We start from the raw sequence: 22544 nt of genomic DNA, 5'->3' as shown, positions 1-22544 counted from the left end.
TTCTCATATTGATGGTTTTTAAATTTTCTTATCATGTTAAAGCAGGGAAATGCGGAAGCACATACTCGCCTAATTCTTCAATCACTTCTTCGACTGGACGCTGTCCATATTTTAAGTTGATGATGACATGGTTCACACCTGCATCCTGTAAAGCTCCAAGAAATTCGATTACGAAATTTCGTCCCGTACGGAATCCAAGATGTATCGGAATTGGTACATGATTTGGATCTTCCGTTAAGTCAATGTAAAGAGATTGGGAAAATGGCTTAAATTCTTCTGTTAGCGAACGCCAATTATCGATTAATGCTTTTTGAAACTTAATTCCACGCGGATAGTATATCCATCCATCACTATGTTCAGCAATCCATTCAGGAGATTGTCCACTGTGACCTGTTACCATTAATGGTATATCTGACAATTTTGGTTTTGGCAGCATATCTCCACTTGTCATATGCACTCGTGTCGTGTTAATCGTCGGAAAATGGTCACGCCAAACCTTTCTTATAGCAGCTACTGATTCTCGGAATAATTCGCTCCGTTCTTCTGGATTCACAGAAAATGCTGGAAACTCGATTGGACGGTCACCAGTTGCGACGCCGAGAATGAGTCTTTCACCAGATAATCTGTCTACAGAAGCTGCCGCTTTTGCTACATGAAGTGGGTGACGCAGCGTTAAAATAATGCTTCCAGATGCTAAAGCAATCTTATCTGTGTGAGCCGCAACATACCCTAAATACGTAAACGGATCATACATTTATCCAACATCTCCGAAATTTGGATCGCGCAGCGGCACATCTCTCACAAACAATGAAGCAAAATTCAGCTCTTCTGCTCGTTTTGCCAGCTTCATTTGCTTTTCGATATTCATCTCAGGGACGTCTCCCATATACGATTCAATCGGAAAGAACAGCCCTAAAGTCAGTTTGTTCTCTTGATACATGCGTGAATACCCTTTATGATTTTTAAATTTTTCCATTGTTTTTACCACTCCTTAAGAAAAGGTGGGCCGTATATAAAGGAAAGGCCCTGTTTAAAATAATTTGTTTTACAGACATGAACAATATTTATAATTTGTACAAAAACATATATTATATCTGTAACGAACTTTTTATGATGCAACCGCGGCAATAGCAGCATCGTCTTTTATCACTTTGTCAATAATGGCGCTGCCAAGACAAATCTCACCTTCATAAAATACCGCTACTTGCCCCGGTGTCACAGCCTTAACTGGTTTTTCAAATTCTACAAACACCGTTCCATCCGGACGAATATGGACACGCACCTTTTGATCCTCTTGACGGTAGCGGAATTTAGCTGTACATGCAAACGTACCAAGACGAACATCCCCATTTATCAAGTTCAGGTTTGATGCAATCAGTCCAGTAGAGAACAATGCCGGATGGTCTTTGCCTTGAGCAACAAGTAAAACATTGTTGTCTAAATCTTTATCGACGACATACCAAGGTTCTCCTGTTCCTTTGCCGCCGATGCCAAGCCCTTTTCGTTGGCCGATTGTGTAATACATTAAACCATCATGAGTACCGAGCACTTCTCCATCAAGCGAACGAATTTCTCCAGGCTGTGCCGGCAAAAAATTCTTTAAAAAGTTTTTGAAATTTCGTTCTCCAATAAAACAGATTCCGGTACTATCTTTTTTATTGGCGGTAATAAGGTTCAATTCTTGGGCGATTTTTCGCACCTCACCCTTCGTTAACTCACCCAGCGGGAACAGAACTTTAGACAAATGGTCCGACGTTAGCTGGCTAAGAAAATATGTTTGATCTTTATTCGCATCTTTTCCACGCAGCAAGGTGATTTGGCCATTTTCTCTGTTGATTCTTGCGTAATGACCCGTTGCGATATAATCCGCATCAAGTGAAAGAGCATAGTCAACAAACGCTTTAAATTTAATTTCAGTATTGCATATTACATCTGGATTCGGTGTTCGGCCTCGCTTCAGCTCATCCATGAAATACGTAAATACACGATCCCAATATTCTTTTTCAAAGTTGACGCCATAGTAAGGAATCCCGAGTTGGTTGGCAACTCGTTTAACATCTTCATAATCCTCAGCTGCCGTACATACACCATCATCATTCGTATCATCCCAGTTTTTCATAAATACCCCGATGACGTCGTACCCTTCTTTTTTAAGAAGGTAAGCAGCTACAGAGGAATCCACTCCTCCAGACATTCCGACGACTACTCGTTTTTTCTTCAACATCATTCACCTCCTTAAACTGAAACGTTTTTGATTACAGTTTTATTTAAAAAAAATTTTTGCCTGAAACAAACTATTTTGTTTCAGGCATGAAACGAACTTTTTGAGCTATTATTATGAATTTCATTAATGATATCTTGGACTGTCACACCTTTTAAATAGTTTAAAAAATGTTCTTCTGCATTATGAAAAATACGAATGAGTACATCTGACAGATGTTTGCCTATTATACAGTTGTCATTGGAATCGGGACATTTCGGCACAAGCGTTTCCTCACTAGTGATTCTAAAAATTTTGTCTAACGTAATTTGTTCAGGCTGAGCGTTTAACGAAAATCCGCCCTTTGCCCCTTCTTTAGAAGCAATTATATTTTCTTTTCTTAATATGCTTAAGATTTTTCTTAATCTTACTGGGTGGACAGAAACACTTTGAGAAATGTCTTCACTGGTTACTCGCTGATTTTGCTTTTCAGCCAGATACGCAACGCAGTGAACGGCAATCGAAAAATCGCTATTCATATTGAACCTTCCTCCTAAGTGTAATAATAATGATTACAGTTTATATTGTCAACTTAAAATTACTTCTTTTCATCAGCCGTAAATAAAAAATTCGGATCATTGGCCTAAACTTAGTGTCGAGTAGTAATGATAATAAGCGATATAAAGCTCATTAGAAAAAAACAAAAATTAGCATTTTAATCATGATTCCATTCAACTATATGAGCTGCGATTGCTGAAGCTTTGCCAGAGCATCGATTCATTTCCAGACGATCAAAGTTAGTCATGTACAGTGTTTACATGTAGCGCAACGATTAAAAAATTCTTTGTAAAAAATCTTCACATTGGCAGAAACCTTTTGCTATTTCATTATAGACATGATCGATAGATTTACTATACAATTATCTGCTCATTGTGTCTATATAGACTGACATCAGAGAGCAACCTGCTAGTTAAGAAAGAATACTATCAAAACAAATACTCCTCTTTGAAAAGGTGAATCTCAAAGAGGAGCAGAGAGCTTTCATTTTATTTTTTCCACGCTTATCCAGTTGGCGGTATTTAGAGTTCCATAAGTACGGAAAGTTTTATCTTGCATAAGTCCGAGTAATCTGCTTCCAATCTGGTGCAAAAATTACGGAATTTCCATGCGGTTTTCGCCTAGTTTATGCTTTTGCTTGTGCAAACCCCGTCTAAATTTATTGAGGCGCTTTCGTTTGAAATAATTTTATACTAATCCTATAAAATCATCCCTGTTAAACAGGCATCGTTCCGAAACTCTTCGCCTAATTAGTGATTAAGCAAAACCGGTGATAATCCGTAATTTGCAGCATTTATGTATTCAACGAGAAAGCAGTATCATAACAATTCTGAAAATAAATAACAACAAAAAAGAAAGCTTCTTATAGAAGAGCTTAGTCTAAATTATATTGCCTAACTTTGTAATATGGGTAGTCCATTTGTTTTTGAATGCGAAGAACAGCTTCTCTGCCTGCAAGCAGCTCACAAATAAATAAACCGAGATCCACAGATGTTGCGACCCCGCCGCCAGTAATAACATAACCGTCCTTCACAATTCGATCTTCTATAACTTCTGAACAATAAGATCGAAGTAAATCATACTCGTTTGGATGGGTCGTCGCTTTCTTTCCATCAAGAAAACCAGCAGCGCCAAAAAGTATGGAACCTGTACAAACGGACACTTTATACGTCGCATTGCTGCCCGTTTTTAACCATTCGATAAATTCAGAATCATGCAATAATTCTCGAGTACCGAACCCCCCGGGGACAAATAACAAATCATACTGAGATAAATCAGGAGCCACTTCTTGAATCTTAACTGTAATTCCCCGATCATCACTTATTTCATCTTTCATTCCACACAAGGTCCAGCTTAATTCTTCATTAAAACCCATTGTTTTCAAGCGTGTTACCGCATCATAAAAACCTACAAAATCAAGAGCTGTCATTCGATCAAAAAGAATAAATGCAATTTTCATAGAATACCTCCAAAAATTGAAAAAAATGCCTAACTTATTGCTATCATACGGCATTGCTTTTCATACTTACAAGCTTTTATTTTGTCTTTCACCTGAAATCTCTCTGAATAACTTTTTCTCTTATCCATTCATCGTTCGCCAAATTTATTGTCTGCTAAAGAATATGATTGATTTTCGTGAAGTAAAGGTATTTCAAATTTGGAGGGATCATGTATTTAGGAAAGCTGTTTTTATTTGTGAATGAATGATAGGAAAGGGTGTTTACAAGGAATTTGCAATTAAGTTGAAAAACGCCCGCATGGTATGCAAACAGGAATTGATATCGGCTGTCTTAAGACTTCCCCCTTTTATAAGATACGATTATAAAATCGGGTGTCCAAATTCATTACGGGGCTAATAGGTAGAAAAGTGATGCAACAGAGGCAAGAGGCAAAAATAAATGGCACTGCATATGTTTATTCGTTGATCTTTATAATTGAGAAACTATTGCTCACAGAGCGGGTGCAGCTGCTTCCGCTTTCAAGTGAACTAATGCTCGATCAGTTTTGATTCCTTGTACTTAAAAACCGCAAAAAGCGAGCACTGAAGCTTCAAGATATGGCGTTTCAATTCCTTATAGTTAAGATAAAAACAAGTAAGTGTGAATGTGAGGGCGATTGCTGAACTTTAGTTTCAATTCCTTATAGTTAAGATAAAAACGATTTTGAAACATCGAAAAATGAAAGAAAAAATACAAGTTTCAATTCCTTATAGTTAAGATAAAAACCCCAAAAAACGTTGATGTTAGTATGTTTTCTAAATAATGGCGGATGTTGGTTTTAATTATAACGAACATAGAAAAATTTAGCAATGACCCATTATTCTGCTGTTTCCTTCAAAAAACAGCTGTCGTCGATCTCCAGGGATTTTTACACGATTGGAGGTCGACGACTTTTTTCACACTTGGGCGATGTGATTACTGCGTTTGTTTCAAAATTCATACCAGAAAAAATATCGTCATTGTTTTGAAACTAAACCTTGCCTTCTCCAGCTAGCCTGCCAATTAGTCAATCATGAAGGGAGCTTCACCACAGATAAAGAAGTTAGTCCGCTTTTCCATCGGAGTTAATACGTCTAAATGTTTCCAAAAGAAAAAACAACATCTGGTAAAAGCTTTTTTTGCTGATGCTTCGTTATATTTTAAAGAGAATGGATCGCTGAATCCATGTTGTCCATTCAACTTATGAACCTCAACATTATGCTTGTTTTCTAAAGCTAAAATTAACTCATCAACATTAAACAATTTTTCTTCTTCTGGAAAGAACAGCAATTCCGGGCATTGAGGCGATATTTCCAATATAATTTCTAATACGGAACCATAATACCCAATAATTCCATCAACAAGTCGTTCTTCACTACATAGCCATGCAACGGTTGCTCCTGCACTGAATCCGGCGACAAATATGTTTTTATATCCATCCTTAATCTCCGATAATAAACTTTTAATTATGACCAAAGCGTTTGTAAAACCTATGTTCTCCATAAAATTAAAGTAAGCATCTTCCTCTTGAGAATAATCAAAAGGAGTTTCCTGTTCTAACATATTCGAACAGAAGACATCAAAGTCGAATTTCAGATAATGATTGACAAACATGTTTCATATGTTGATTGATTCCATAAATTTCGTGAACAAGATAATTGCAGCATCCGAATCTTTTTGTATGCTAATCATTATTGCTCCTCCACTAAAGCTGTTGCACCTACTTTAAATTCTTTTTTTTCTTTTTCATCACTATACTACCAGCAGCGCAGCAATCTTTATTTTTCAACTCAAGTTTATATATCAATGATTTTCAACAACTTCTTCAATAATTGAATTTCCTTCCGTTTCCTTATCATCGAGCCATTTCCAATTCTCATACAGTCTAATTCGCCCATCTGGTAAGATTTTTGGAGTAGAAGTACATTTTCCGCCCCTAATCTCGTTTTTGATATTCACATGGTTATACCTAAACTCTAAGCATCCATCTTCTTTTACTATCCCAATTAAAAATCCTTTTATAATTTCTCCACCGCTATACGTTGCTGAGATTATATTTCCTTCTTGTTTATATTCAAAAAGCGTTTCTGAAGAAACTTCTCCATTATCTGTATTTTCAATTGAAACAAACTTGCGGCCATTATAATTTATCACAAACAACGCTCCTCTAATTTTTAATTTTCACTATTTTACCACATATTTTATCCTTTTTTAGCCATCAAATTTATTTTCTCATGTTCAACTATTTCACAAGGGATACTTTGAGAAATACTTAATCAGATTTTCTAGTGCGGAATCGTGTCAAAATGGGGTTCCTACATTCAGCTAGAATCCTTAATACATCCAATGCCGAACTTAAATTTTAGTACAAGAAGGCGGGGTTATCGCTCTGCCTTTAGCTTCTCCGGATTCCTTACTTTCGTTCCCCCGAGTTCAGCAGAAGTTAAAAGTAGATCTCCATTTTTGATACCGCTTTTACTTTTAATGAAAAAATTATTCTTGAGTTAAATAATTGAAATGTTTATCAGTGATATATGTTAGATCAATTCCAAAATTCATCTTATTTAAAATAGGTTTAATATATTCTATTAAATGTGCACCAGCCTCAAAATGATCAGGAAATTTACTAATATAAAATGAATTGTTATTGTCACAATTTGGCTTATGCTCCACTAATCCTTCAATTACTTCAATAATTCGACCGACAATATTTTCTTCTAATTTTTCCTCTGAAATTATTACAGTGTGGATATAATTCTCCGCGCCTTCAAATGAATTTTCATCCTCTATTTCCTTTAAAATTGGAAAATCATCCAAAACACTTGGTCTTCTGTAATCTAAAATCAACAGCATACAGATAGTTTCATTATCTTGATTATCTATACGAAACAATTCTAGATCTCGCAATTTTAGCATTCTTACCAATTTGAACATTAAATATCATCTTTCTAACTTTGGATTCCTTTTTCATTGAAGTATACTAAAGAATTTAGAATAACTATACTATACTTCATATAAAATTATATCCGTAAGTTAGAGTAAGCTGAATACACTTTGAGATGAATAACTTATACCGAGAAAAAATTTTTTATGGTTTTTCCGCAACTTTGATCGTCTCAGAAATAAGGAATAATGCTCACTGATTTACCTTCCATACATATAAAAGAGGTGCACTTCATATCAAGTGCACCTCAACAATTGACTGAGAACCTTTATTTAAAAGCCATCGCAGCTTTTACAGCTTTTTGCCAGCCTTCATATAATTTGTTACGTTTTTCTTCATTCATAGATGGCTCGAATGTACGGTCAATGTTCCATTGTGTCGCGATCTCTGATTGATCTTTCCAATATCCAACCGCCAAGCCGGCTAAATAAGCCGCTCCAAGAGCAGTAGTTTCATTGACAACAGGACGTTCAACAGGAACACCTAACAAATCGCTTTGAAATTGCATTAGAAAATTATTTTTTACTGCCCCGCCATCTACACGCAAGGTTTTCAAGGAAATGCCCGAATCCGCTTCCATAGCAGTCAGCACATCTTTTGTTTGATAGGCAAGGGACTCTAAAGTTGCACGAACAAAGTGTTCTTTCTGCGTTCCCCGTGTCAGACCAAATATAGCTCCTCTAACATCGCTGTCCCAATACGGTGTTCCTAATCCGACAAACGCCGGTACTACATATACACCGTCTGTGGATTCTACACGTTCTGCATATTGTTCGCTATCAGCAGCATTTTTTAACATACGAAGTCCATCTCTTAACCATTGAATGGCAGATCCTGCAACAAAAATACTTCCTTCTAAAGCATATTCCACTTTTCCGTTTAATCCCCAAGCAATCGTTGTTAGTAGTCCGTGGTTAGAAGCAACAGCTTTTTCGCCCGTGTTCATAAGCATAAAGCAGCCCGTACCGTACGTATTTTTCGCCATGCCTTCTTCAAAACAAGCCTGACCGAATAGTGCTGCTTGCTGATCACCAGCCGCTCCAGAAATCGGAACTTCTTGCCCAAAGAAATGATACGGAACTGTATGTGCATAAATTTCTGAAGATGGACGTACTTCCGGAAGCATGGATTTAGGCACGGTTAAAATTTCTAACAGTTCATCATCCCATTTCAGCTCATGAATATTGAACATTAATGTTCTTGAAGCATTTGAATAATCCGTCACATGCGCCTTTCCACCCGAGAGCTTCCAAATTAACCAAGTATCAATTGTTCCGAATAAAAGCTCTCCTCTTTCCGCTTTTTCTCTAGCCCCTTCAACATGATCTAATATCCATTTGACTTTTGTTCCTGAAAAGTATGCATCAATTAACAGACCTGTCTTTTCACGAAATGTATCATTTAATCCCTTCGCCTTTAACTCCTCACAAATATCTGCCGTTTGCCGTGATTGCCAAACAATGGCATTATATACCGGCTGACCTGTGTTTTTATCCCAAACAACCGTTGTTTCGCGTTGGTTCGTAATTCCGATGCCTGCAATTTGCTCAGGTTTTATTCCTGACTCAGACAAGGAAGTGGCGATGACGGATAAGATGGAACCCCAAATTTCATTGGCATTATGCTCAACCCAGCCTGGTTTAGGAAAATATTGCGCAAATTCTTTTTGTGAAATATGAACGATTTCCCCTTTTTTATTAAAAATGATAGCACGTGAACTTGTCGTTCCTTGGTCTAAAGCTAAAACATATGTTTCCATTTTCTTCACCTCATTTTTTATTAAAATTATAAACTTAAAGTGTTGCTTTCGTTTTCTTATAGACATTCAAGCTTTGTTCTTTATTGCTTACTAGCGCTGCCACAACGATAGCTGCTACAACAATTGTGAAAATCCAAAAAGCAGAGGTACTGACTCCTTCAAAAGCCCATTTATAAAATAACGCTCCATACGTTCCCCCAATAATCGGCCCTACAACAGGAATCCAAGCATAACCCCAGTTAGAGATTCCTTTACCTGGAATCGGCAGAATAAAATGAGCAATTCTCGGACCTAAATCACGGGCAGGATTGATGGCGTAACCCGTAGTTCCGCCTAAGGAGAGACCTATTGCAACGATGAGAAATCCAACAATGAACGGGTTCATTCCTTCTGCAAATTTATTCGCTCCAAGTGCCAACAATCCAAGCAACAAAATGAATGTACCAATAACTTCACTTAAAAGATTCGCTGCAGGATTTTTGATTGCAGGATCTGTTGAGAATACGGCTAATTTTGCACCTTGGTCATCGGTCGCTTGCCAGTGGGGCAAATAGTGCAAATAAACGATCACAGCACCGATAAATGCACCAATCATTTGGGCAATAATATAGGTCGGTACATCACTCCATGGGAAAGAACCGATTGCAGCTAATCCGATGGTTACAGCCGGATTAAGATGGGCTCCGCTAAATTGACCTACAGCATATACCGCCATCGCTACGGCAAGACCCCATCCCATCGTAATAACAATCCAGCCTGAATTTTCAGCTTTTGATTTTTTAAGTACAACACCGCCGACAACTCCACCCCCAAAAACAATCAAAATCATGGTGCCAATTAACTCACCTAAAAATGCAGACATCAAAGTTTCCTCCTTTTTCATATATTTGTTATCTCTTGCGAAAAGACTACAATTTTGGTCAATAAAAAAGATCCGCAGCAAATTCCCCCCTTAGTATGCAGGCTGCATACAGGGAATTACTGTGGATCTCCATTTCTCCATCACAAATATTAACTTGATTTCAGATTATTACAAAAAGAAAGCGTTGTCAATCACTTTTTTTGAATTATGATATTATTTGTTTTGAAGTAAGTTCTAGGAAATGGGACCCATGAACCTAATATGAATTTTTGCAACAATTCAAAAGCAAAGGCTTGATTACGATTCTTTACCTGATTGGAGAAAAAAATCAATAAACGCTAATGCGTCTTTCTCATCTTCTCCATCAGTCATCACTTTGATCGTCTGTCCCTCCATTATGGCAACGCTCATAAGCTGAAGAATACTTTTCGCGTTAATCCTTCTGTCGCCGATCATTAACTCAACCTTGCTTTTATACTGGTTTACTTTTTTCACAAAATCTGCTGCTGGTCTGGCATGCAGACCATTTTCAATGGTCACAGTAATCTCTTTTTCGATCATTGAGTTCACTCCTAATTTTTCTCGCTAGTCATTGATTTTGACAAGTTCCTTTGCACTCTCGCCAGCTCGAACGACCTCTTCAATCGAGCTTCCCAAACCAGCCTCAACGACCGCTGCATAAGCTCCTTCTACGAGAGGAGCATCGGCTATTATAATGTTTTCATTGTTCTCTAGCATCTCAATAGCCATTTCAGCATTAATGAGTGCACTCCCTAAATCAAACAAAACGACAACGCCTTTCTCAGAATAGACTGATTCAATTGCTTCCTTAATGTCTAATGCATTTGTTCCGATATCGCCTTCAACCCCTCCAGCGATGGCTACAGATACTTCAGGTTGAACTTGATTCAGAAGCTTTTTTAGGCCGCTTACAATTTCATAGCTGTGTGAAATTAAGACAAGACTTACATATTTCATTGGGCCACCTCTCCTTCTTCGAACAATTCAGCTAAGGAAGCAAACAATAAATACGATGAAGCTGCCCCAGGATCAATATGACCAATAGAACGCTTTCCTAAATAAGCCGCACGGCCTTTCTTTGCCTCAAGCTCTTTTGTGCCGTCCATTTTCTCTTTAGATAAATCAGTAAGCTCTTTAGAATGAATCGTTTCACGATTTTTCATATACTCAATGACAGGCTCCCAAACATCGATCATCGTTTTATCTCCTACTTGTGCCTTTCCCCTAACTTTTAACCCATCCAATGATGCTGCTAATGCCTCAACTAAAGCCTTTATATCAACTTCTTTTTTACCCTTTAAAGCAAGAGAAGCTTTCATGAAAGCTGTTCCATATAACGGACCTGAAGCTCCGCCTACTTTAGCAATTAAAGTCATGCCAACATCTTTAAACAAAGAACCAAGATCATCATATTTGCCTTCTGTAATTTTCTTGACGGTTTCCTGAAATCCCCGTGCCATATTTAATCCATGGTCTCCATCGCCAATTGCTTGATCCAGCTCCGTTAAATACTCCTTATTTTCCTGAATTTTATCGTTAAAAGTTATGATCCATTTTTTAGCCTGTTCAACGTCAAATGTCATTGATCATCTCTCCTCATATTCCTTCTATAGACAGACTGCAAGAAAGCGAGATTGCTATTTTTTGAATGCGATTGTATCCGCTTGTGCGTCTAACAACTCAATGAGTTGATCGTCTAATTTTAATAACGAAATAGAGCAGCCAGCCATTTCAAGCGATGTCATAAATTCACCAACAAACGTTTCATGTATATAAATGTTCTTATCCTTTAGGACCTCAGAGACTTTTTTGTTCATAATATATAATTCCATTAATGGTGTTGCACCTAGACCGTTGATCATGACCGCAACCTTGTCGTTTTCCTCAAGTTTTAAGTCATCTAAAATTTTTTCAAGAAGTATTTGTGCGATTTCATCCGCTGGCTGGATTTGTGTTTTTTCAATGCCAGGTTCTCCGTGGATCCCCATTCCAATTTCGATTTCATTTTCTCCGAGCTCGAAGCCAGGTTTTCCTGCTGCTGGAACAGTGCATGGAGTTAAGGCCATTCCCATTGACCGAACATTTTCCACAACTTTCTTAGCTACTGCTTCTACTTCTTTTAGCGTTGCACCCTTTTCCGCTAATGCACCGGCAATTTTATGAACGAAAACCGTACCTGCTATTCCCCGCCGGCCAGTCGTATATGTACTATCCTCCACAGCTACATCATCATTCACAACCACTTTTGCTACGTTGATTCCTTCTGCTTCAGCCATTTCGGCAGCCATTTCAAAATTCATAATGTCGCCAGTGTAATTTTTAATAATCAATAACACCCCATTTCCGCTATCAACCGCTTGAATCGCCTCAAAAATTTGATCTGGGGTTGGGGAAGTGAACACTTCTCCGCATACCGCTCCGTCTAGCATTCCTTTACCTACATAACCAGCATGTGAAGGCTCATGACCGCTTCCTCCGCCGCTAACCAAGCCAACTTTTCCTTGAATAGGCGCTTCTTTTCTTACGATTACGTTTGTATTTGGCAATCTCTTCATTCGATTAGAATGAGCCGCCACCATCCCTGCTAACATGTCTTCAACTACTTGATTAGGATCATTGATTAATTTTTTCATAGACATACCTCCTCTTAACTTTGCACTTTTTATTAATGCAAAAATGATGCCAACAACGAAAGCGCTTTACGGATGCGTTTTCATATTTTTGTGCCGAGTTCATCGGGAAAAAATATCAATCCATTTGATACTTTTTCCCAACTAAATGCTCCAATCCATATTCTCTTATTTTTTTAGCTGCCGTTTTATGAGTGATCCCAAGCGCTTTCGCTAATTGGTTATAGCTTGGGTAATATTGACAAGCAAACGAAAAAATTTGTTTTTCATATTCTTTGAAGGTCAGCACTTCGTTGCCAAAATTGATACTCTGTTTCTGCATTATTTTTTTATTTTCTTGACATTGAGGGTTCGAGATGTAGTAAGGTAAATCCTTGCATCGCAAAATTTCTTCATCTGCGAGATTAAATAACCGTTCAATTACATTTTGTAATTCTCTAATATTTCCTGGCCAATGGTAACTGCACAATGCTTCCATAAATCCTTTTTCATACCCTTTGATATTTTTTCCCAATCTAGCATTCAATTGTTTTCGAAACGCCTCCACCAAAAGGGGAATATCTTCTTTTCTTGCCCTTAAAGGCGGCAGATGAATTGGGACAACATTCAACCGATAATAAAGATCCTCGCGAAAACTGCCCTCATCTACCATTTTTTTGAGATCACGGTGAGTCGCGGCAATTACCCTAACATCAAGCTGAATGGGCGCATATCCGCCAATTCTTTCCACTTCCCTTTCCTGCAGCACACGTAAAATTTTTGCTTGCAAATCCAAACTTAAATCACCGATTTCATCTAAAAAAATCGTACCTTTATTAGCGAGTTCAAATTTTCCTCGATGTGTTTTATACGCTCCTGTAAAGGCTCCCTTTTCATAACCAAATAATTCGCTTTCCATTAATTGAGGAGGGATGGCTGCACAATTCACTCGAATAAATAGGTTATTCTTTCTGTCGCTTGCTTCATGAATAGCCTTAGCAACAAGTTCTTTCCCTGTTCCGCTTTCTCCTGTAATAATCACTGTCGAATTTGTTTTTGCAACCTTTGCGGCGATTGTTAAGGAATCTTTTAATGTCTCGCTGTTTCCTATAATCTTATGAAATGCCTCATCAAATCCTTGATGTTTGGACAGCTCCATTTCCAAATATTTTGTTCTTTGCTCCATTAGATCAATTTTTTCGAGGAGCTTTTTAATATCATCGAAAGGAGTCATGGTGGCGACTGTTCCGCGAAATTCATCGTCAACGAAAATAGGATTTATTTTTGTAATATAACTAGATTGTTGGTTTACTTGAATTAGTTTCATAATCTGATTTTGAGTGCTTTTAATATTTTCCCACTCGTGTTGGCCGATTATTGATTGAATGTTTGGGACACTGTTTAATTTTTTTAACAAAACATCCATTTCATCATTTTTGTATATAAAATTTCCATTTTTATCTGTTAATCCGATTAAATCTGAGACAGATTTTAAAACAAGATTTAATCGCTGCTGCAGCTCTTTTACTTCATTCAATTCTTTACTGATTTTCTCAATGGTAGATATATCTTGAAAAATAGCAACAGCCCCAATCGTTTTTCCATTAAAAATAATTGGCGAACGGGTTGTTAACAATGTATGATGGTTGATTTCTTGCTTTTTGGATAATTCCATTTTTCCTGTCTTCAGTACTTCATGCAATCTTGAATGGGGAATCACTTCGTCAGCGCGTTGATTGATAAGCTCATGAGGATCTTTTTCCAAAAGTTTTGCTGCAGCTGCATTGACATAAGTGATGATATTGTCGCTATTCACAACGACGATTCCATTCGGTAAAGCAGATATGGCCTCATGAAGGGTAATGGAATTTTCCATGAGAAGTCGATCTGTTTCTGCTTGCTGGGAATCTTCAAGATCCGTTTGTTCAAAAAAATCTTTTATCTGCTGGACGATTTGATCGTCTATTTTTTCTTCAAAATGCAGGATAAATTCCTCTCCTTGTCCAATCTTTAAGGACACTAAAGATAATAGATTATTCACTTGAACTTTTTTATCCTGATAGAGAACGTACGTCTTTTTTAATATCTCTTTATTTTGTATGAGATTTTGAAGCAGCGAAATAAAAGCTGCTGCCATCCGGACATGAAGACCGTTCTTTTTGTAAACTGTTAATTTAATGAACATGAAATCCCCTCCTTTTTCCATTTTAATATACTTGTTAACAGGATTACTGGAAAATTTTTTGAAATAGATAGTAGTTATGAATCTCACGATTAAAAAATTTTTTTCACCCTGTAAACGATCATGCGTGGATGTTCTCATTGCTTTGACAGCGCTTTTGTTTATGGTACAATATTAATAAGTTAATAAATTGTAGCGGAGAGAAGGAGATCCACATCAATTCCCTTTAGTCGTTTGGATGAAGGGGTGTTTTGTTGTGGATTTCTTTTTTTCTAGAGACTTGAAGCAAAGACCTCTTCTCTGTTTCAATTAAGTTTGAAAGCTGAATTCACACTGATTTTTTGCCAATAATAAAAAAGGTGGAACGAACAATGGAATATAAAGATCAAAAAATTATTCCAGCGATTCGCAATATGAAGGATTTTGAAATTTTTCTTCAGAGTTCCTATGCATATGGTGTGTTATTAGATGTCCATATTGCCCAGTTGAAAAATATCGTCAATATTTCTAAGCAGCATTGTAAAAACTTGTTATTGCATGTTGATTTAATACATGGTCTTAAAAATGATGAATACGCAACCGAATATTTATGCCAGTCCTTCAAGCCCTATGGACTGCTTTCGACAAAAGCAAGTGTCGTTTTGAAAGCGAAACAAAAAGGCGTATTGGCTATTCAACGAGTTTTTCTCATTGACTCAAACGCTTTAGAAAAAAGCTATTCCTTATTAGAAAAAACAAAACCCGATGTGATTGAGGTTTTACCTGGCGCCATGCCGAACATTATTGCTGAAATTCATCAACGAATTCAAATCCCGATCTTTGCTGGTGGATTTATCCGCAGTATTGACGATGTCAACAATGCTTTACAAGCTGGTGCTGCAGCCGTGACAACATCCAATAAGCAATTATGGAAAGAATTTGAACAGTCATAATTTATTTTGAATGGCTACCCAATTTTTCGATGCTTTAGGTTTTGGCGGCAGTTTTAGACATTCAGTTTCAGAAACGCTGTAGAAGACATGAAAGACGCAAGCCATCTTCATCAATTGAATGAAGAAAAAATGGCTTGTGCGATGGTGTCAATAGCGTTTTCAAACACTGATTCTTCATCAACTGAATAAAGAAAAGTTCATTATGGGGAAAAGCTTTGAATTTTAAATTCGCATACAAAAGAATTTTCAGAAGATGAAGAATATGCTATAATACATTCAAAGTTAATATTCGGTTGGAGACAAGGAGAGACCACATAGCATTACGTCTGTAGAAGAAGCGTAGTGTGTATGTGGTCTCTTTTTTTAGGACTTTTGACGGATCACAGGAGGAATAACAAATGAACAAAAATGTATTTGCTTATCAAAGACAAGAAATATTAAAAGACGTCGATGGAAAACAGTTTGATGTAATCATTATTGGCGGTGGTATTACAGGTGCAGGAATTGCACTTGATGCAACAACACGTGGAATGAAAACAGTTTTATTTGAGATGCAGGATTTTGCCGCAGGAACCTCAAGCCGTTCCACGAAGCTTGTGCACGGAGGCCTCCGTTATTTAAAACAGCTGGAAGTGAAGTTAGTCGCTGAAGTTGGGAAAGAACGCGCGATCGTCTATGAAAATGGCCCGCATGTAACTACACCTGAATGGATGCTTCTTCCGATTTATAAAGGAGGAACATTCGGTAAATGGAGCACATCCATTGGACTGAAAATTTACGATTACCTTGCTGACGTGAAGAAAAGCGAACGAAGAACGATGTTGAATGCAAAGCAAACTATTGATAAAGAACCTTTATTAAAGCAAGATGGATTATTAGGCGGAGGATATTATGTCGAATATCGAACTGACGATGCCCGCTTGACAATTGAAGTTATGAAAAAGGCAGTCGAATGCGGTGCAAAAGCGATTAACTATGCAAAGGTAGACGAATTTATTTATGAACAAGGCAAAGCCGTAGGTGTAAAAGTTGTTGATCAATTAACAGGAGAATCATATCAAGTGTTCGCAAAGAAAATTATAAATGCAACAGGCCCTTGGGTCGATACGTTACGGGAAAAAGATCACTCTTTAAAAGGAAAACATTTGATTTTGTCAAAAGGAATTCACCTTGTTTTTGACCAAAGCCGATTCCCATTAAAACAAGCGATCTATTTTGATACACCTGATGGACGAATGGTGTTTGCCATTCCGCGTGATGGAAAAACTTACGTTGGCACAACAGATACTTTCTATGATGGGGATATTGCACATCCTAAAATGACTGTTGAAGATCGAGATTATCTTATTAAGGCCATTAATTATATGTTCCCAACGGTCCATATCACCGTGGAAGATATTGAATCAAGCTGGGCCGGGCTCAGACCATTAATCCATGAAGAAGGAAAAAGTCCTTCTGAAATATCACGCAAAGATGAAATTTGGACGTCTGATTCAGGTATTATTACCATTGCCGGCGGAAAATTAACAGGATACCGTAAAATGGCAGAAACGATCGTTGATCTTGTTGCCAAATTATTAAAAGAGGAAGAAAACGAAGCATTTTCCCCTTGCAGAACGAAAAACCTGCCGATTTCGGGAGGAGATTTCGGAGGTTCAACAAATTTTGAATCGTTCGTAACTAAAAAAGTTGAACAGGGAGAAAAATTGGGATTTAGCAGAAAACAATCGGAAAGATTGGTCCGATTATATGGAACGAATGTAGACCGGGTGTTTGAACTGGCAGTTGAATTAAAGAAAGTAAGAGATGAGTTTCAATTACCGATTGATGTTTTAGCCCAGCTTCAATATGCCTTAGAAGAAGAGATGGTCGTAAAACCGGAGGACTTCTTTATCCGGAGAACGGGATCGTTATTTTTTGAAATTCATTCAGTTCACCAATGGAAGGAATCCGTTATTCAATATATGGCGAAAAACTTGGAGTGGACAGAAGAGGAGCAAAACCGTTATCGCAAAGAATTAGAAACATATCTGCACGACGCCGTCACGCCTGTTGATGAAAAACAATAATAGACAAAATATATAATGACAGCAAAGGCTTTTATTATCCGGTTATTTGAACGAAAAGGAAAAAGTAGCCGAATTTTGACAGCATCCCCCTATAAGGAGACAGTAAATATGCATCAATTTACTGTTTACTTATGAGGGGATTTTTTTCGATAATGGTGGTGTTGAACTTTGCACCGGTTATTTCTTAAATTCGTAAATACAAAAAATCATATTAAAGAAAGCTTATTATGTAAAAAGTTTTTAAGAAGTGGATGACGCAAAGTAATGCAAGGTCTAACTTAGAACAGCTGTATCAAGCATTTCACATCCAGTGCACCCCAACAATTGACATAGCCTGACCAATCTGAAAAATTCAATCCCTGACCGGCAAATGGGATTTGCCATGGAAGGGATTGGGAACGTTAAAGTTCCGGACGAGAACACCAATGGATTGGAGAATAAAGTTCGAGCTTATCTGAGTGAGAAGACGGGGTTAAATCTAGGCGAAGGTAAAGCAGGCAACGATGGCATTGAACTTAGCACTAAGGGTACTGGCAAAACAGTTGATGATTTAATTAAAGTTGCTAAGCCTGGAAGAGCAACAAAAGGAAGAACTATTCAGTATGAGTTATCTGGTGGATTTAGTGAAGCAATGAATGACTTTCACTCGTTGGGACCTAAAATTACTAAGGATACGCCTGACCTCAAAGTCGGTATTTTAAAGGATGGAAGAACAGTTATTGTTAGAAAGAGAAGTAGTGATGGCCGTCCTACACTTGAAATTCAAGATGGCAAGAAGAGAATAAAGTTTCGTTACTAGAAAACAAATATGGAGGAAGTTTTATGGAACAATGGAAAAGATGGATACCGCTAGATGATATACCTTCAACAATTTATAATGATATGCTTTTGGATGGTAAAGATGGTGTTATTTTAGAATTTAGTGATGAAAATGGTGAAAAAAAAGTTGTAGTGAATTTTAAAGAAGGAGTATTATCGTATAGAAATACTGATGAAGGTTCGTTATTAGAAACGCTAAATTATTTAGATCAATATTACGGTACAGATTTTTATAGTGATTGGTCTTTATTTAAAGTTAAAAACTCAGAATATTTGAAATGGTTTCATAAAGAAAGTTGCGGTATATACGAGTCAAGAGAGGTAGAACATTATGTATTTTTAACTTCTAATGATGTAATTGAAATATTATCAATATATCCTCCTAGTATTACGGTAAAGTAATTTTGTTATAGTGTGTGAAGCAAGATTCCCTAATATATCGATAAATAAACAATCCGCTTGAACAAAAAGTTCAAGCGGATTGTTTATTCCTCAAGGAGCACTTCGAATAAACTATATAGAGCAATGCTCTATACAACGCGCGCGGACCTTGCTTTCCCAGGAGATTCCCTCTTTTTGCCATGGAGATTCCCGGCATCGGTTCCGCCGCCATCCGCGAGCTTACAGACGAACTGATTCATTGGCTCGACCGCTATGGAGAAAAGCTGAATGAAGCGGAGGAACTGCTGTATCAGACGGCCGCGTCCATCAGACAGGCAGACCAAACGCTCGCCGACAACATAAAAGAATTCAGTCTGGAGCTTCTTGGCTGGTATGACTTGTAGCGGTTGTTTGGAGAATACGACCCGATTACTGGAGAACGGATATCCGGATGGGACCGCCTGGTTACGGGAGGAATGTTATTGTTGTCCGTCATTCCTCCAGCCAAAGGGGCAGGAATCGCTGGAAAAGCGGGGATCAAAGGAGCGAAAGCGGCCGGGATAGCAGCGGATGTTTCGAAATTGGTCCCGCAAATGAAATATGTTCTCCGCTATGATAAAATGATGTCTGTCTTTCAAGCGGCGTACCTCCAAGTCGTGAAAGCGCCGATTACCAAAACGCTGCGATATTTTAAGAAGCAATGGGATGACCGTCTTACCAGCGTTTCGTCTGTCCAATGGCAGCCAGCCTTGGCGGGAATTGGTCCAGCGTCCCGCGCATGGATGAGCAAGGCTAAGGAAGAAGTAAAAGAAACTGCGATTAACATGATTGGCAAAACTGGGGATGAGGTGGACGGTAAGGGTACGGGTAAATTTAGTAAGTATGATGTAGGATTATATAAAGAAATAAAAGGTGTACCGAGGTTAGATGCACATCATGTTGGACAAAAAGCAATTATGAAAAAATTCATTCGAAATTATGATCCAAATAATGCACCAGCAATATTAATACCAAAAGCTGGACATACAAGAAAAGGTCCTAGGGGAATAGTTTTGAGAAGTTCAAAAGGAATTGAGAGTGTAAGACAATTATTAGCAAGAGATATAATGGAGTTAAGAAGAGTATATCCAGACATTCCTAATTCTCAACTTCGAAAATTAATTGAATTAAATAAACAATTGTATCCAGAGATGAGAAGGAGATGAGATATATGAATAAAGAAGAGTTTGTTAAACTTTTACATCAGTCAATTATAAAAGAAAATCGTAATTTTTATCGAGATATATTCAATAATACTGATATTAATGAAGTTACAGACCCTTATTGGAAAGAAGCGTTGATGTTTTATTCAGAACTATCAGATAAAAATAAAGAAATATTATTTAAAATAATCGAACAAGTAGAAGTGGATGCTGTATCTAATATTTTAGGGGTGTTAGATGGGGTAGTATCAATAGGAGAAGAGGATATTGAGTTTAAAGTGACAATTAACAATAATAATGAACCAATTAATGGAGATTTACAAGACCTATTTTTGGAGTATGATGAAGAGAATAGGTAACAAGTAATGTTAGACTAAAAGTAGACACAGATTATTATAGTAATAATAGACTAAAAAATGAGGTGTCTACATGACAAAAAAACAAAGGCGGTACGATCGGGATTAAGCCAATTACTTGTTATGGCCTTCGCCACACTCACGCATCAATGCTCCTATATAAAGGGGTGAATATTAAATACGTTTCTCGACATCTTGGTCATAAGGACATTGTGACAACATTGCAGACGTATTCACACATTTTGGACGAGATGGAGCAAAAAGAATCCCGGCAGGTAGACGTTGCAATGGAGGAGCTCTACCATACAAAATAGCCGTGCAAAATTTTTTCGAATTCTATCGGATTCTTCCGGTTTTCCAAAAAATGAAAAACGACTGCGTTTGCAGTCGTTTTAAAGCTTCCACGATTTTTGATCGTGAGATATCGGATACTAATGATGCCGATGGTGGGAGTCGAACCCACACTCCCGCAAGGGAACACGATTTTGAGTCGTGCGCGTCTGCCAGTTCCGCCACATCGGCGTAATGAAATTGATACAATTCCTCACTGGTGCCGAGGACCGGACTTGAACCGGTACGGTAGTCACCTACCGCAGGATTTTAAGTCCTGTGCGTCTGCCAATTCCGCCACCCCGGCTTGTAATAATGGAGGCGGCACCCGGATTCGAACCGGGGATAAAGGTTTTGCAGACCTCTGCCTTACCACTTGGCTATGCCGCCATTATTGGAGCGGAAGACGGGATTCGAACCCGCGACCCCCACCTTGGCAAGGTGGTGTTCTACCACTGAACTACTTCCGCACTTAAATTTAAAAGGTGGCTGGGCTAGCTGGATTCGAACCAGCGCATCACGGAGTCAAAGTCCGTTGCCTTACCGCTTGGCTATAGCCCAATGATATTAATATGGGGCGACTGATGGGAATCGAACCCACGAATGCCAGAGCCACAATCTGGTGCGTTAACCACTTCGCCACAGTCGCCATCTTATAAATGGCAGGGGCAGTAGGAATCGAACCCACACCGGAGGTTTTGGAGACCTCTGTTCTACCGTTAAACTATGCCCCTATCATGGTGGAGGGGGACGGATTCGAACCGCCGAACCCTAAGGGAGCGGATTTACAGTCCGCCGCGTTTAGCCACTTCGCTACCCCTCCGATTGTAAAAAATGCCGGCGAGAGGAATCGAACCCCCAACCTACTGATTACAAGTCAGTTGCTCTACCAATTGAGCTACACCGGCATATGTATACATATAATGGTGGCTCGGGACGGAATCGAACCGCCGACACAAGGATTTTCAGTCCTTTGCTCTACCGACTGAGCTACCGAGCCTTTTATGGCGGTCCCGACGGGAATCGAACCCGCGATCTCCTGCGTGACAGGCAGGCATGTTAACCGCTACACTACGGGACCATTGGTTGCGGGGGCAGGATTTGAACCTGCGACCTTCGGGTTATGAGCCCGACGAGCTACCGGACTGCTCCACCCCGCGCCGATAAAACAATAAACACTCTTCACACAAAAATTATGTATACATATCATAACATGCTGTGGCCCTAGCGCCGAAATTCATTAATATTCATTTTATTTACTATGTACATGGTGGAGGATGACGGGATCGAACCGCCGACCCCTTGCTTGTAAGGCAAGTGCTCTCCCAGCTGAGCTAATCCTCCATGGTGACCCGTACGGGATTCGAACCCGTGTTACCGCCGTGAAAGGGCGGTGTCTTAACCACTTGACCAACGGGCCAAAAATTTCATTCTGGCGGAGAGCAAGGGATTCGAACCCTTGAGACGGCGTTGACCGTCTACACGATTTCCAATCGTGCTCCTTCGACCACTCGGACAGCTCTCCAAATGGCTCCGCAGGCAGGATTCGAACCTGCGACCGTTCGGTTAACAGCCGAATGCTCTACCACTGAGCTACTGCGGAATGTAAAAGAAGACTAGCTGATATTACTATTATGTAGAATGCCTCATTTTCTATAGGCTGAATCAAATTGAAAGAAATAAACTTACAACTTCTTTTCTATTGTAAAGTGATTGCCTGGCAGCGTCCTACTCTCACAAGGGATAGACCCTCACTACCATCGGCGCTGAAGAGCTTAACTTCCGTGTTCGGGATGGGAACGGGTGTGACCTCTTCGCCATTGCCACCAAGCAAATTATTGT

Annotated in this window: 19 protein-coding genes, 16 tRNA genes, 1 rRNA gene and 3 pseudogenes; 8 read left to right on the top strand and 31 right to left on the bottom strand. The window is 38.6% G+C overall.

All coding sequences use genetic code 11. The features are described from left to right. Positions 1-31: 31 nt before the first annotated feature. The 4 genes and pseudogenes from FB379_RS03885 to FB379_RS03870 all read right to left on the bottom strand — a co-directional run bounded on the left by FB379_RS03885 (position 32) and on the right by FB379_RS03870 (position 4217). Positions 32-976: pseudogene (locus FB379_RS03885) on the bottom strand (LLM class oxidoreductase). Between the two features lie 132 nt (positions 977-1108). Beyond that, on the bottom strand, positions 1109-2221 hold the full coding sequence (mnmA, locus tag FB379_RS03880; protein ID WP_277874791.1) for a tRNA 2-thiouridine(34) synthase MnmA: 1113 nt from the start codon (positions 2219-2221) through the stop codon (positions 1109-1111). 83 nt (positions 2222-2304) lie between these two features. Beyond that, a complete protein-coding gene (locus tag FB379_RS03875) occupies positions 2305-2739 on the bottom strand; it encodes an RrF2 family transcriptional regulator (protein WP_063387215.1) in 435 nt (144 codons plus the stop codon). Between the two features lie 893 nt (positions 2740-3632). Next, positions 3633-4217, bottom strand: a complete 585-nt coding sequence (locus FB379_RS03870) for a DJ-1/PfpI family protein (RefSeq protein ID WP_063387214.1) — start codon at positions 4215-4217, stop codon at positions 3633-3635. 411 nt (positions 4218-4628) lie between these two features. Between FB379_RS03870 and FB379_RS18435 the strand changes: the two genes are divergently transcribed. Then, positions 4629-4766, top strand: coding sequence for a hypothetical protein (locus FB379_RS18435; protein ID WP_158640159.1), 138 nt, complete (start codon positions 4629-4631; stop codon positions 4764-4766). 493 nt (positions 4767-5259) lie between these two features. On the opposite strand, the gene FB379_RS03865 is transcribed toward FB379_RS18435, so the two are convergent. The 10 genes from FB379_RS03865 to FB379_RS03820 form a co-directional block, all read right to left on the bottom strand. Next, complete coding sequence (locus tag FB379_RS03865) at positions 5260-5799, bottom strand: dienelactone hydrolase family protein (RefSeq protein ID WP_311066446.1); 540 nt, start codon at positions 5797-5799, stop codon at positions 5260-5262. A gap of 240 nt (positions 5800-6039) precedes the next feature. After that, positions 6040-6390: an avidin-fold protein gene (locus FB379_RS03860; RefSeq protein WP_198318546.1), complete on the bottom strand. Its 351-nt coding sequence runs from the start codon at positions 6388-6390 to the stop codon at positions 6040-6042. Positions 6391-6729: 339 nt separating this feature from the next. After that, positions 6730-7170 carry a hypothetical protein gene (locus FB379_RS03855; RefSeq protein ID WP_094244569.1) on the bottom strand — a complete coding sequence of 147 codons (441 nt, stop codon included), beginning with the start codon at positions 7168-7170 and terminating at the stop codon, positions 6730-6732. A gap of 278 nt (positions 7171-7448) precedes the next feature. Continuing rightward, positions 7449-8939: a glycerol kinase GlpK gene (gene glpK / locus FB379_RS03850; protein ID WP_130157090.1), complete on the bottom strand. Its 1491-nt coding sequence runs from the start codon at positions 8937-8939 to the stop codon at positions 7449-7451. Positions 8940-8973: 34 nt separating this feature from the next. Further along, on the bottom strand, positions 8974-9801 hold the full coding sequence (locus FB379_RS03845) for an MIP/aquaporin family protein (protein ID WP_066250984.1): 828 nt from the start codon (positions 9799-9801) through the stop codon (positions 8974-8976). 297 nt (positions 9802-10098) lie between these two features. After that, positions 10099-10362: an HPr family phosphocarrier protein gene (locus tag FB379_RS03840; protein ID WP_066250986.1), complete on the bottom strand. Its 264-nt coding sequence runs from the start codon at positions 10360-10362 to the stop codon at positions 10099-10101. A gap of 24 nt (positions 10363-10386) precedes the next feature. Continuing rightward, a complete protein-coding gene (gene dhaM, locus FB379_RS03835; RefSeq protein WP_063387208.1) occupies positions 10387-10779 on the bottom strand; it encodes a dihydroxyacetone kinase phosphoryl donor subunit DhaM in 393 nt (130 codons plus the stop codon). Beyond that, positions 10776-11405, bottom strand: a complete 630-nt coding sequence (gene dhaL / locus FB379_RS03830) for a dihydroxyacetone kinase subunit DhaL (RefSeq protein WP_144597033.1) — start codon at positions 11403-11405, stop codon at positions 10776-10778. Before dhaL ends, dhaM begins: the two co-directional genes overlap by 4 nt. A 54-nt stretch (positions 11406-11459) precedes the next feature. Then, complete coding sequence (gene dhaK / locus FB379_RS03825; protein WP_144597030.1) at positions 11460-12455, bottom strand: dihydroxyacetone kinase subunit DhaK; 996 nt, start codon at positions 12453-12455, stop codon at positions 11460-11462. A 115-nt stretch (positions 12456-12570) separates the two neighbouring features. Then, the gene (locus tag FB379_RS03820; protein ID WP_066250993.1) at positions 12571-14616 is read right to left on the bottom strand and encodes a sigma 54-interacting transcriptional regulator; all 2046 of its coding nucleotides are present in this window, start codon (positions 14614-14616) and stop codon (positions 12571-12573) included. A 368-nt stretch (positions 14617-14984) separates the two neighbouring features. Between FB379_RS03820 and FB379_RS03815 the strand changes: the two genes are divergently transcribed. The 7 genes and pseudogenes from FB379_RS03815 to FB379_RS03785 form a co-directional block, all read left to right on the top strand. Further along, the gene (locus tag FB379_RS03815; RefSeq protein WP_063387204.1) at positions 14985-15545 is read left to right on the top strand and encodes a glycerol-3-phosphate responsive antiterminator; all 561 of its coding nucleotides are present in this window, start codon (positions 14985-14987) and stop codon (positions 15543-15545) included. Between the two features lie 398 nt (positions 15546-15943). Further along, the gene (locus FB379_RS03810) at positions 15944-17614 is read left to right on the top strand and encodes a glycerol-3-phosphate dehydrogenase/oxidase (RefSeq protein WP_094244562.1); all 1671 of its coding nucleotides are present in this window, start codon (positions 15944-15946) and stop codon (positions 17612-17614) included. Positions 17615-17996: 382 nt separating this feature from the next. Further along, the gene (locus tag FB379_RS03805) at positions 17997-18413 is read left to right on the top strand and encodes a hypothetical protein (protein WP_094244561.1); all 417 of its coding nucleotides are present in this window, start codon (positions 17997-17999) and stop codon (positions 18411-18413) included. A gap of 23 nt (positions 18414-18436) precedes the next feature. Next, positions 18437-18835, top strand: coding sequence for a hypothetical protein (locus FB379_RS03800; protein WP_094244560.1), 399 nt, complete (start codon positions 18437-18439; stop codon positions 18833-18835). A gap of 79 nt (positions 18836-18914) precedes the next feature. Then, a pseudogene (locus FB379_RS03795) lies at positions 18915-20019 on the top strand (pre-toxin TG domain-containing protein). Between the two features lie 5 nt (positions 20020-20024). After that, positions 20025-20375 carry a hypothetical protein gene (locus FB379_RS03790; RefSeq protein WP_029761977.1) on the top strand — a complete coding sequence of 117 codons (351 nt, stop codon included), beginning with the start codon at positions 20025-20027 and terminating at the stop codon, positions 20373-20375. Between the two features lie 101 nt (positions 20376-20476). Continuing rightward, positions 20477-20686: pseudogene (locus FB379_RS03785) on the top strand (tyrosine-type recombinase/integrase); the annotation flags it as partial. A gap of 124 nt (positions 20687-20810) precedes the next feature. On the opposite strand, the gene FB379_RS03780 reads toward FB379_RS03785, so the two are convergent. From FB379_RS03780 to rrf, 17 genes are all read right to left on the bottom strand, one after another. Then, positions 20811-20894: transfer RNA gene (locus FB379_RS03780), tRNA-Leu, on the bottom strand. Between the two features lie 26 nt (positions 20895-20920). After that, positions 20921-21009, bottom strand: a tRNA-Leu gene (locus FB379_RS03775). A gap of 9 nt (positions 21010-21018) precedes the next feature. Beyond that, positions 21019-21092 (bottom strand) — tRNA-Cys (locus FB379_RS03770). Between the two features lie 5 nt (positions 21093-21097). Continuing rightward, positions 21098-21172, bottom strand: a tRNA-Gly gene (locus FB379_RS03765). A 16-nt stretch (positions 21173-21188) separates the two neighbouring features. Beyond that, positions 21189-21263, bottom strand: a tRNA-Gln gene (locus tag FB379_RS03760). Positions 21264-21275: 12 nt separating this feature from the next. Beyond that, positions 21276-21351 (bottom strand) — tRNA-His (locus FB379_RS03755). Between the two features lie 11 nt (positions 21352-21362). Further along, positions 21363-21436 (bottom strand) — tRNA-Trp (locus FB379_RS03750). A 4-nt stretch (positions 21437-21440) separates the two neighbouring features. Next, a tRNA-Tyr gene (locus tag FB379_RS03745) sits at positions 21441-21525 on the bottom strand. A gap of 12 nt (positions 21526-21537) precedes the next feature. Then, positions 21538-21610 (bottom strand) — tRNA-Thr (locus tag FB379_RS03740). 16 nt (positions 21611-21626) lie between these two features. Beyond that, a tRNA-Phe gene (locus FB379_RS03735) sits at positions 21627-21702 on the bottom strand. A 5-nt stretch (positions 21703-21707) separates the two neighbouring features. After that, positions 21708-21783: transfer RNA gene (locus FB379_RS03730), tRNA-Asp, on the bottom strand. A 2-nt stretch (positions 21784-21785) separates the two neighbouring features. Beyond that, positions 21786-21862, bottom strand: a tRNA-Met gene (locus FB379_RS03725). Positions 21863-21970: 108 nt separating this feature from the next. After that, positions 21971-22046, bottom strand: a tRNA-Val gene (locus FB379_RS03720). Position 22047: 1 nt separating this feature from the next. Continuing rightward, positions 22048-22122, bottom strand: a tRNA-Glu gene (locus tag FB379_RS03715). 13 nt (positions 22123-22135) lie between these two features. Then, a tRNA-Ser gene (locus tag FB379_RS03710) sits at positions 22136-22227 on the bottom strand. A 3-nt stretch (positions 22228-22230) separates the two neighbouring features. Further along, positions 22231-22305: transfer RNA gene (locus tag FB379_RS03705), tRNA-Asn, on the bottom strand. Positions 22306-22417: 112 nt separating this feature from the next. Continuing rightward, positions 22418-22533: ribosomal RNA gene (rrf, locus tag FB379_RS03700) — 5S ribosomal RNA — on the bottom strand. Between the last annotated feature and the right edge of the window lie 11 nt (positions 22534-22544).

The organism is Aeribacillus composti (genome assembly GCF_007827555.1).
GTDB lineage: Bacteria > Bacillota > Bacilli > Bacillales > Aeribacillaceae > Aeribacillus > Aeribacillus composti.
Note: the sequence above shows the minus strand (reverse complement) of the source record. Positions and strands in the feature narration are given on the sequence as shown.

What these genes read in the sequence shown, in the direction of transcription:
- FB379_RS03810 (WP_094244562.1), top strand. Translation starts at nt 15,944, where the DNA reads ATGAACAAAAATGTATTTGCTTATCAAAGACAAGAAATATTAAAAGAC.
- FB379_RS18435 (WP_158640159.1), top strand. Translation starts at nt 4,629, where the DNA reads ATGCAACAGAGGCAAGAGGCAAAAATAAATGGCACTGCATATGTTTAT.
- dhaK (WP_144597030.1), bottom strand. Translation starts at nt 12,455, where the DNA reads ATGAAAAAATTAATCAATGATCCTAATCAAGTAGTTGAAGACATGTTA.
- FB379_RS03840 (WP_066250986.1), bottom strand. Translation starts at nt 10,362, where the DNA reads ATGATCGAAAAAGAGATTACTGTGACCATTGAAAATGGTCTGCATGCC.
- FB379_RS03865 (WP_311066446.1), bottom strand. Translation starts at nt 5,799, where the DNA reads ATGTTAGAACAGGAAACTCCTTTTGATTATTCTCAAGAGGAAGATGCT.
- FB379_RS03820 (WP_066250993.1), bottom strand. Translation starts at nt 14,616, where the DNA reads ATGTTCATTAAATTAACAGTTTACAAAAAGAACGGTCTTCATGTCCGG.
- dhaM (WP_063387208.1), bottom strand. Translation starts at nt 10,779, where the DNA reads ATGAAATATGTAAGTCTTGTCTTAATTTCACACAGCTATGAAATTGTA.
- FB379_RS03855 (WP_094244569.1), bottom strand. Translation starts at nt 7,170, where the DNA reads ATGTTCAAATTGGTAAGAATGCTAAAATTGCGAGATCTAGAATTGTTT.
- FB379_RS03870 (WP_063387214.1), bottom strand. Translation starts at nt 4,217, where the DNA reads ATGAAAATTGCATTTATTCTTTTTGATCGAATGACAGCTCTTGATTTT.
- dhaL (WP_144597033.1), bottom strand. Translation starts at nt 11,405, where the DNA reads ATGACATTTGACGTTGAACAGGCTAAAAAATGGATCATAACTTTTAAC.
- FB379_RS03805 (WP_094244561.1), top strand. Translation starts at nt 17,997, where the DNA reads ATGGAAGGGATTGGGAACGTTAAAGTTCCGGACGAGAACACCAATGGA.
- FB379_RS03815 (WP_063387204.1), top strand. Translation starts at nt 14,985, where the DNA reads ATGGAATATAAAGATCAAAAAATTATTCCAGCGATTCGCAATATGAAG.
- FB379_RS03875 (WP_063387215.1), bottom strand. Translation starts at nt 2,739, where the DNA reads ATGAATAGCGATTTTTCGATTGCCGTTCACTGCGTTGCGTATCTGGCT.
- FB379_RS03845 (WP_066250984.1), bottom strand. Translation starts at nt 9,801, where the DNA reads ATGTCTGCATTTTTAGGTGAGTTAATTGGCACCATGATTTTGATTGTT.
- FB379_RS03790 (WP_029761977.1), top strand. Translation starts at nt 20,025, where the DNA reads ATGAATAAAGAAGAGTTTGTTAAACTTTTACATCAGTCAATTATAAAA.
- glpK (WP_130157090.1), bottom strand. Translation starts at nt 8,939, where the DNA reads ATGGAAACATATGTTTTAGCTTTAGACCAAGGAACGACAAGTTCACGT.
- FB379_RS03800 (WP_094244560.1), top strand. Translation starts at nt 18,437, where the DNA reads ATGGAACAATGGAAAAGATGGATACCGCTAGATGATATACCTTCAACA.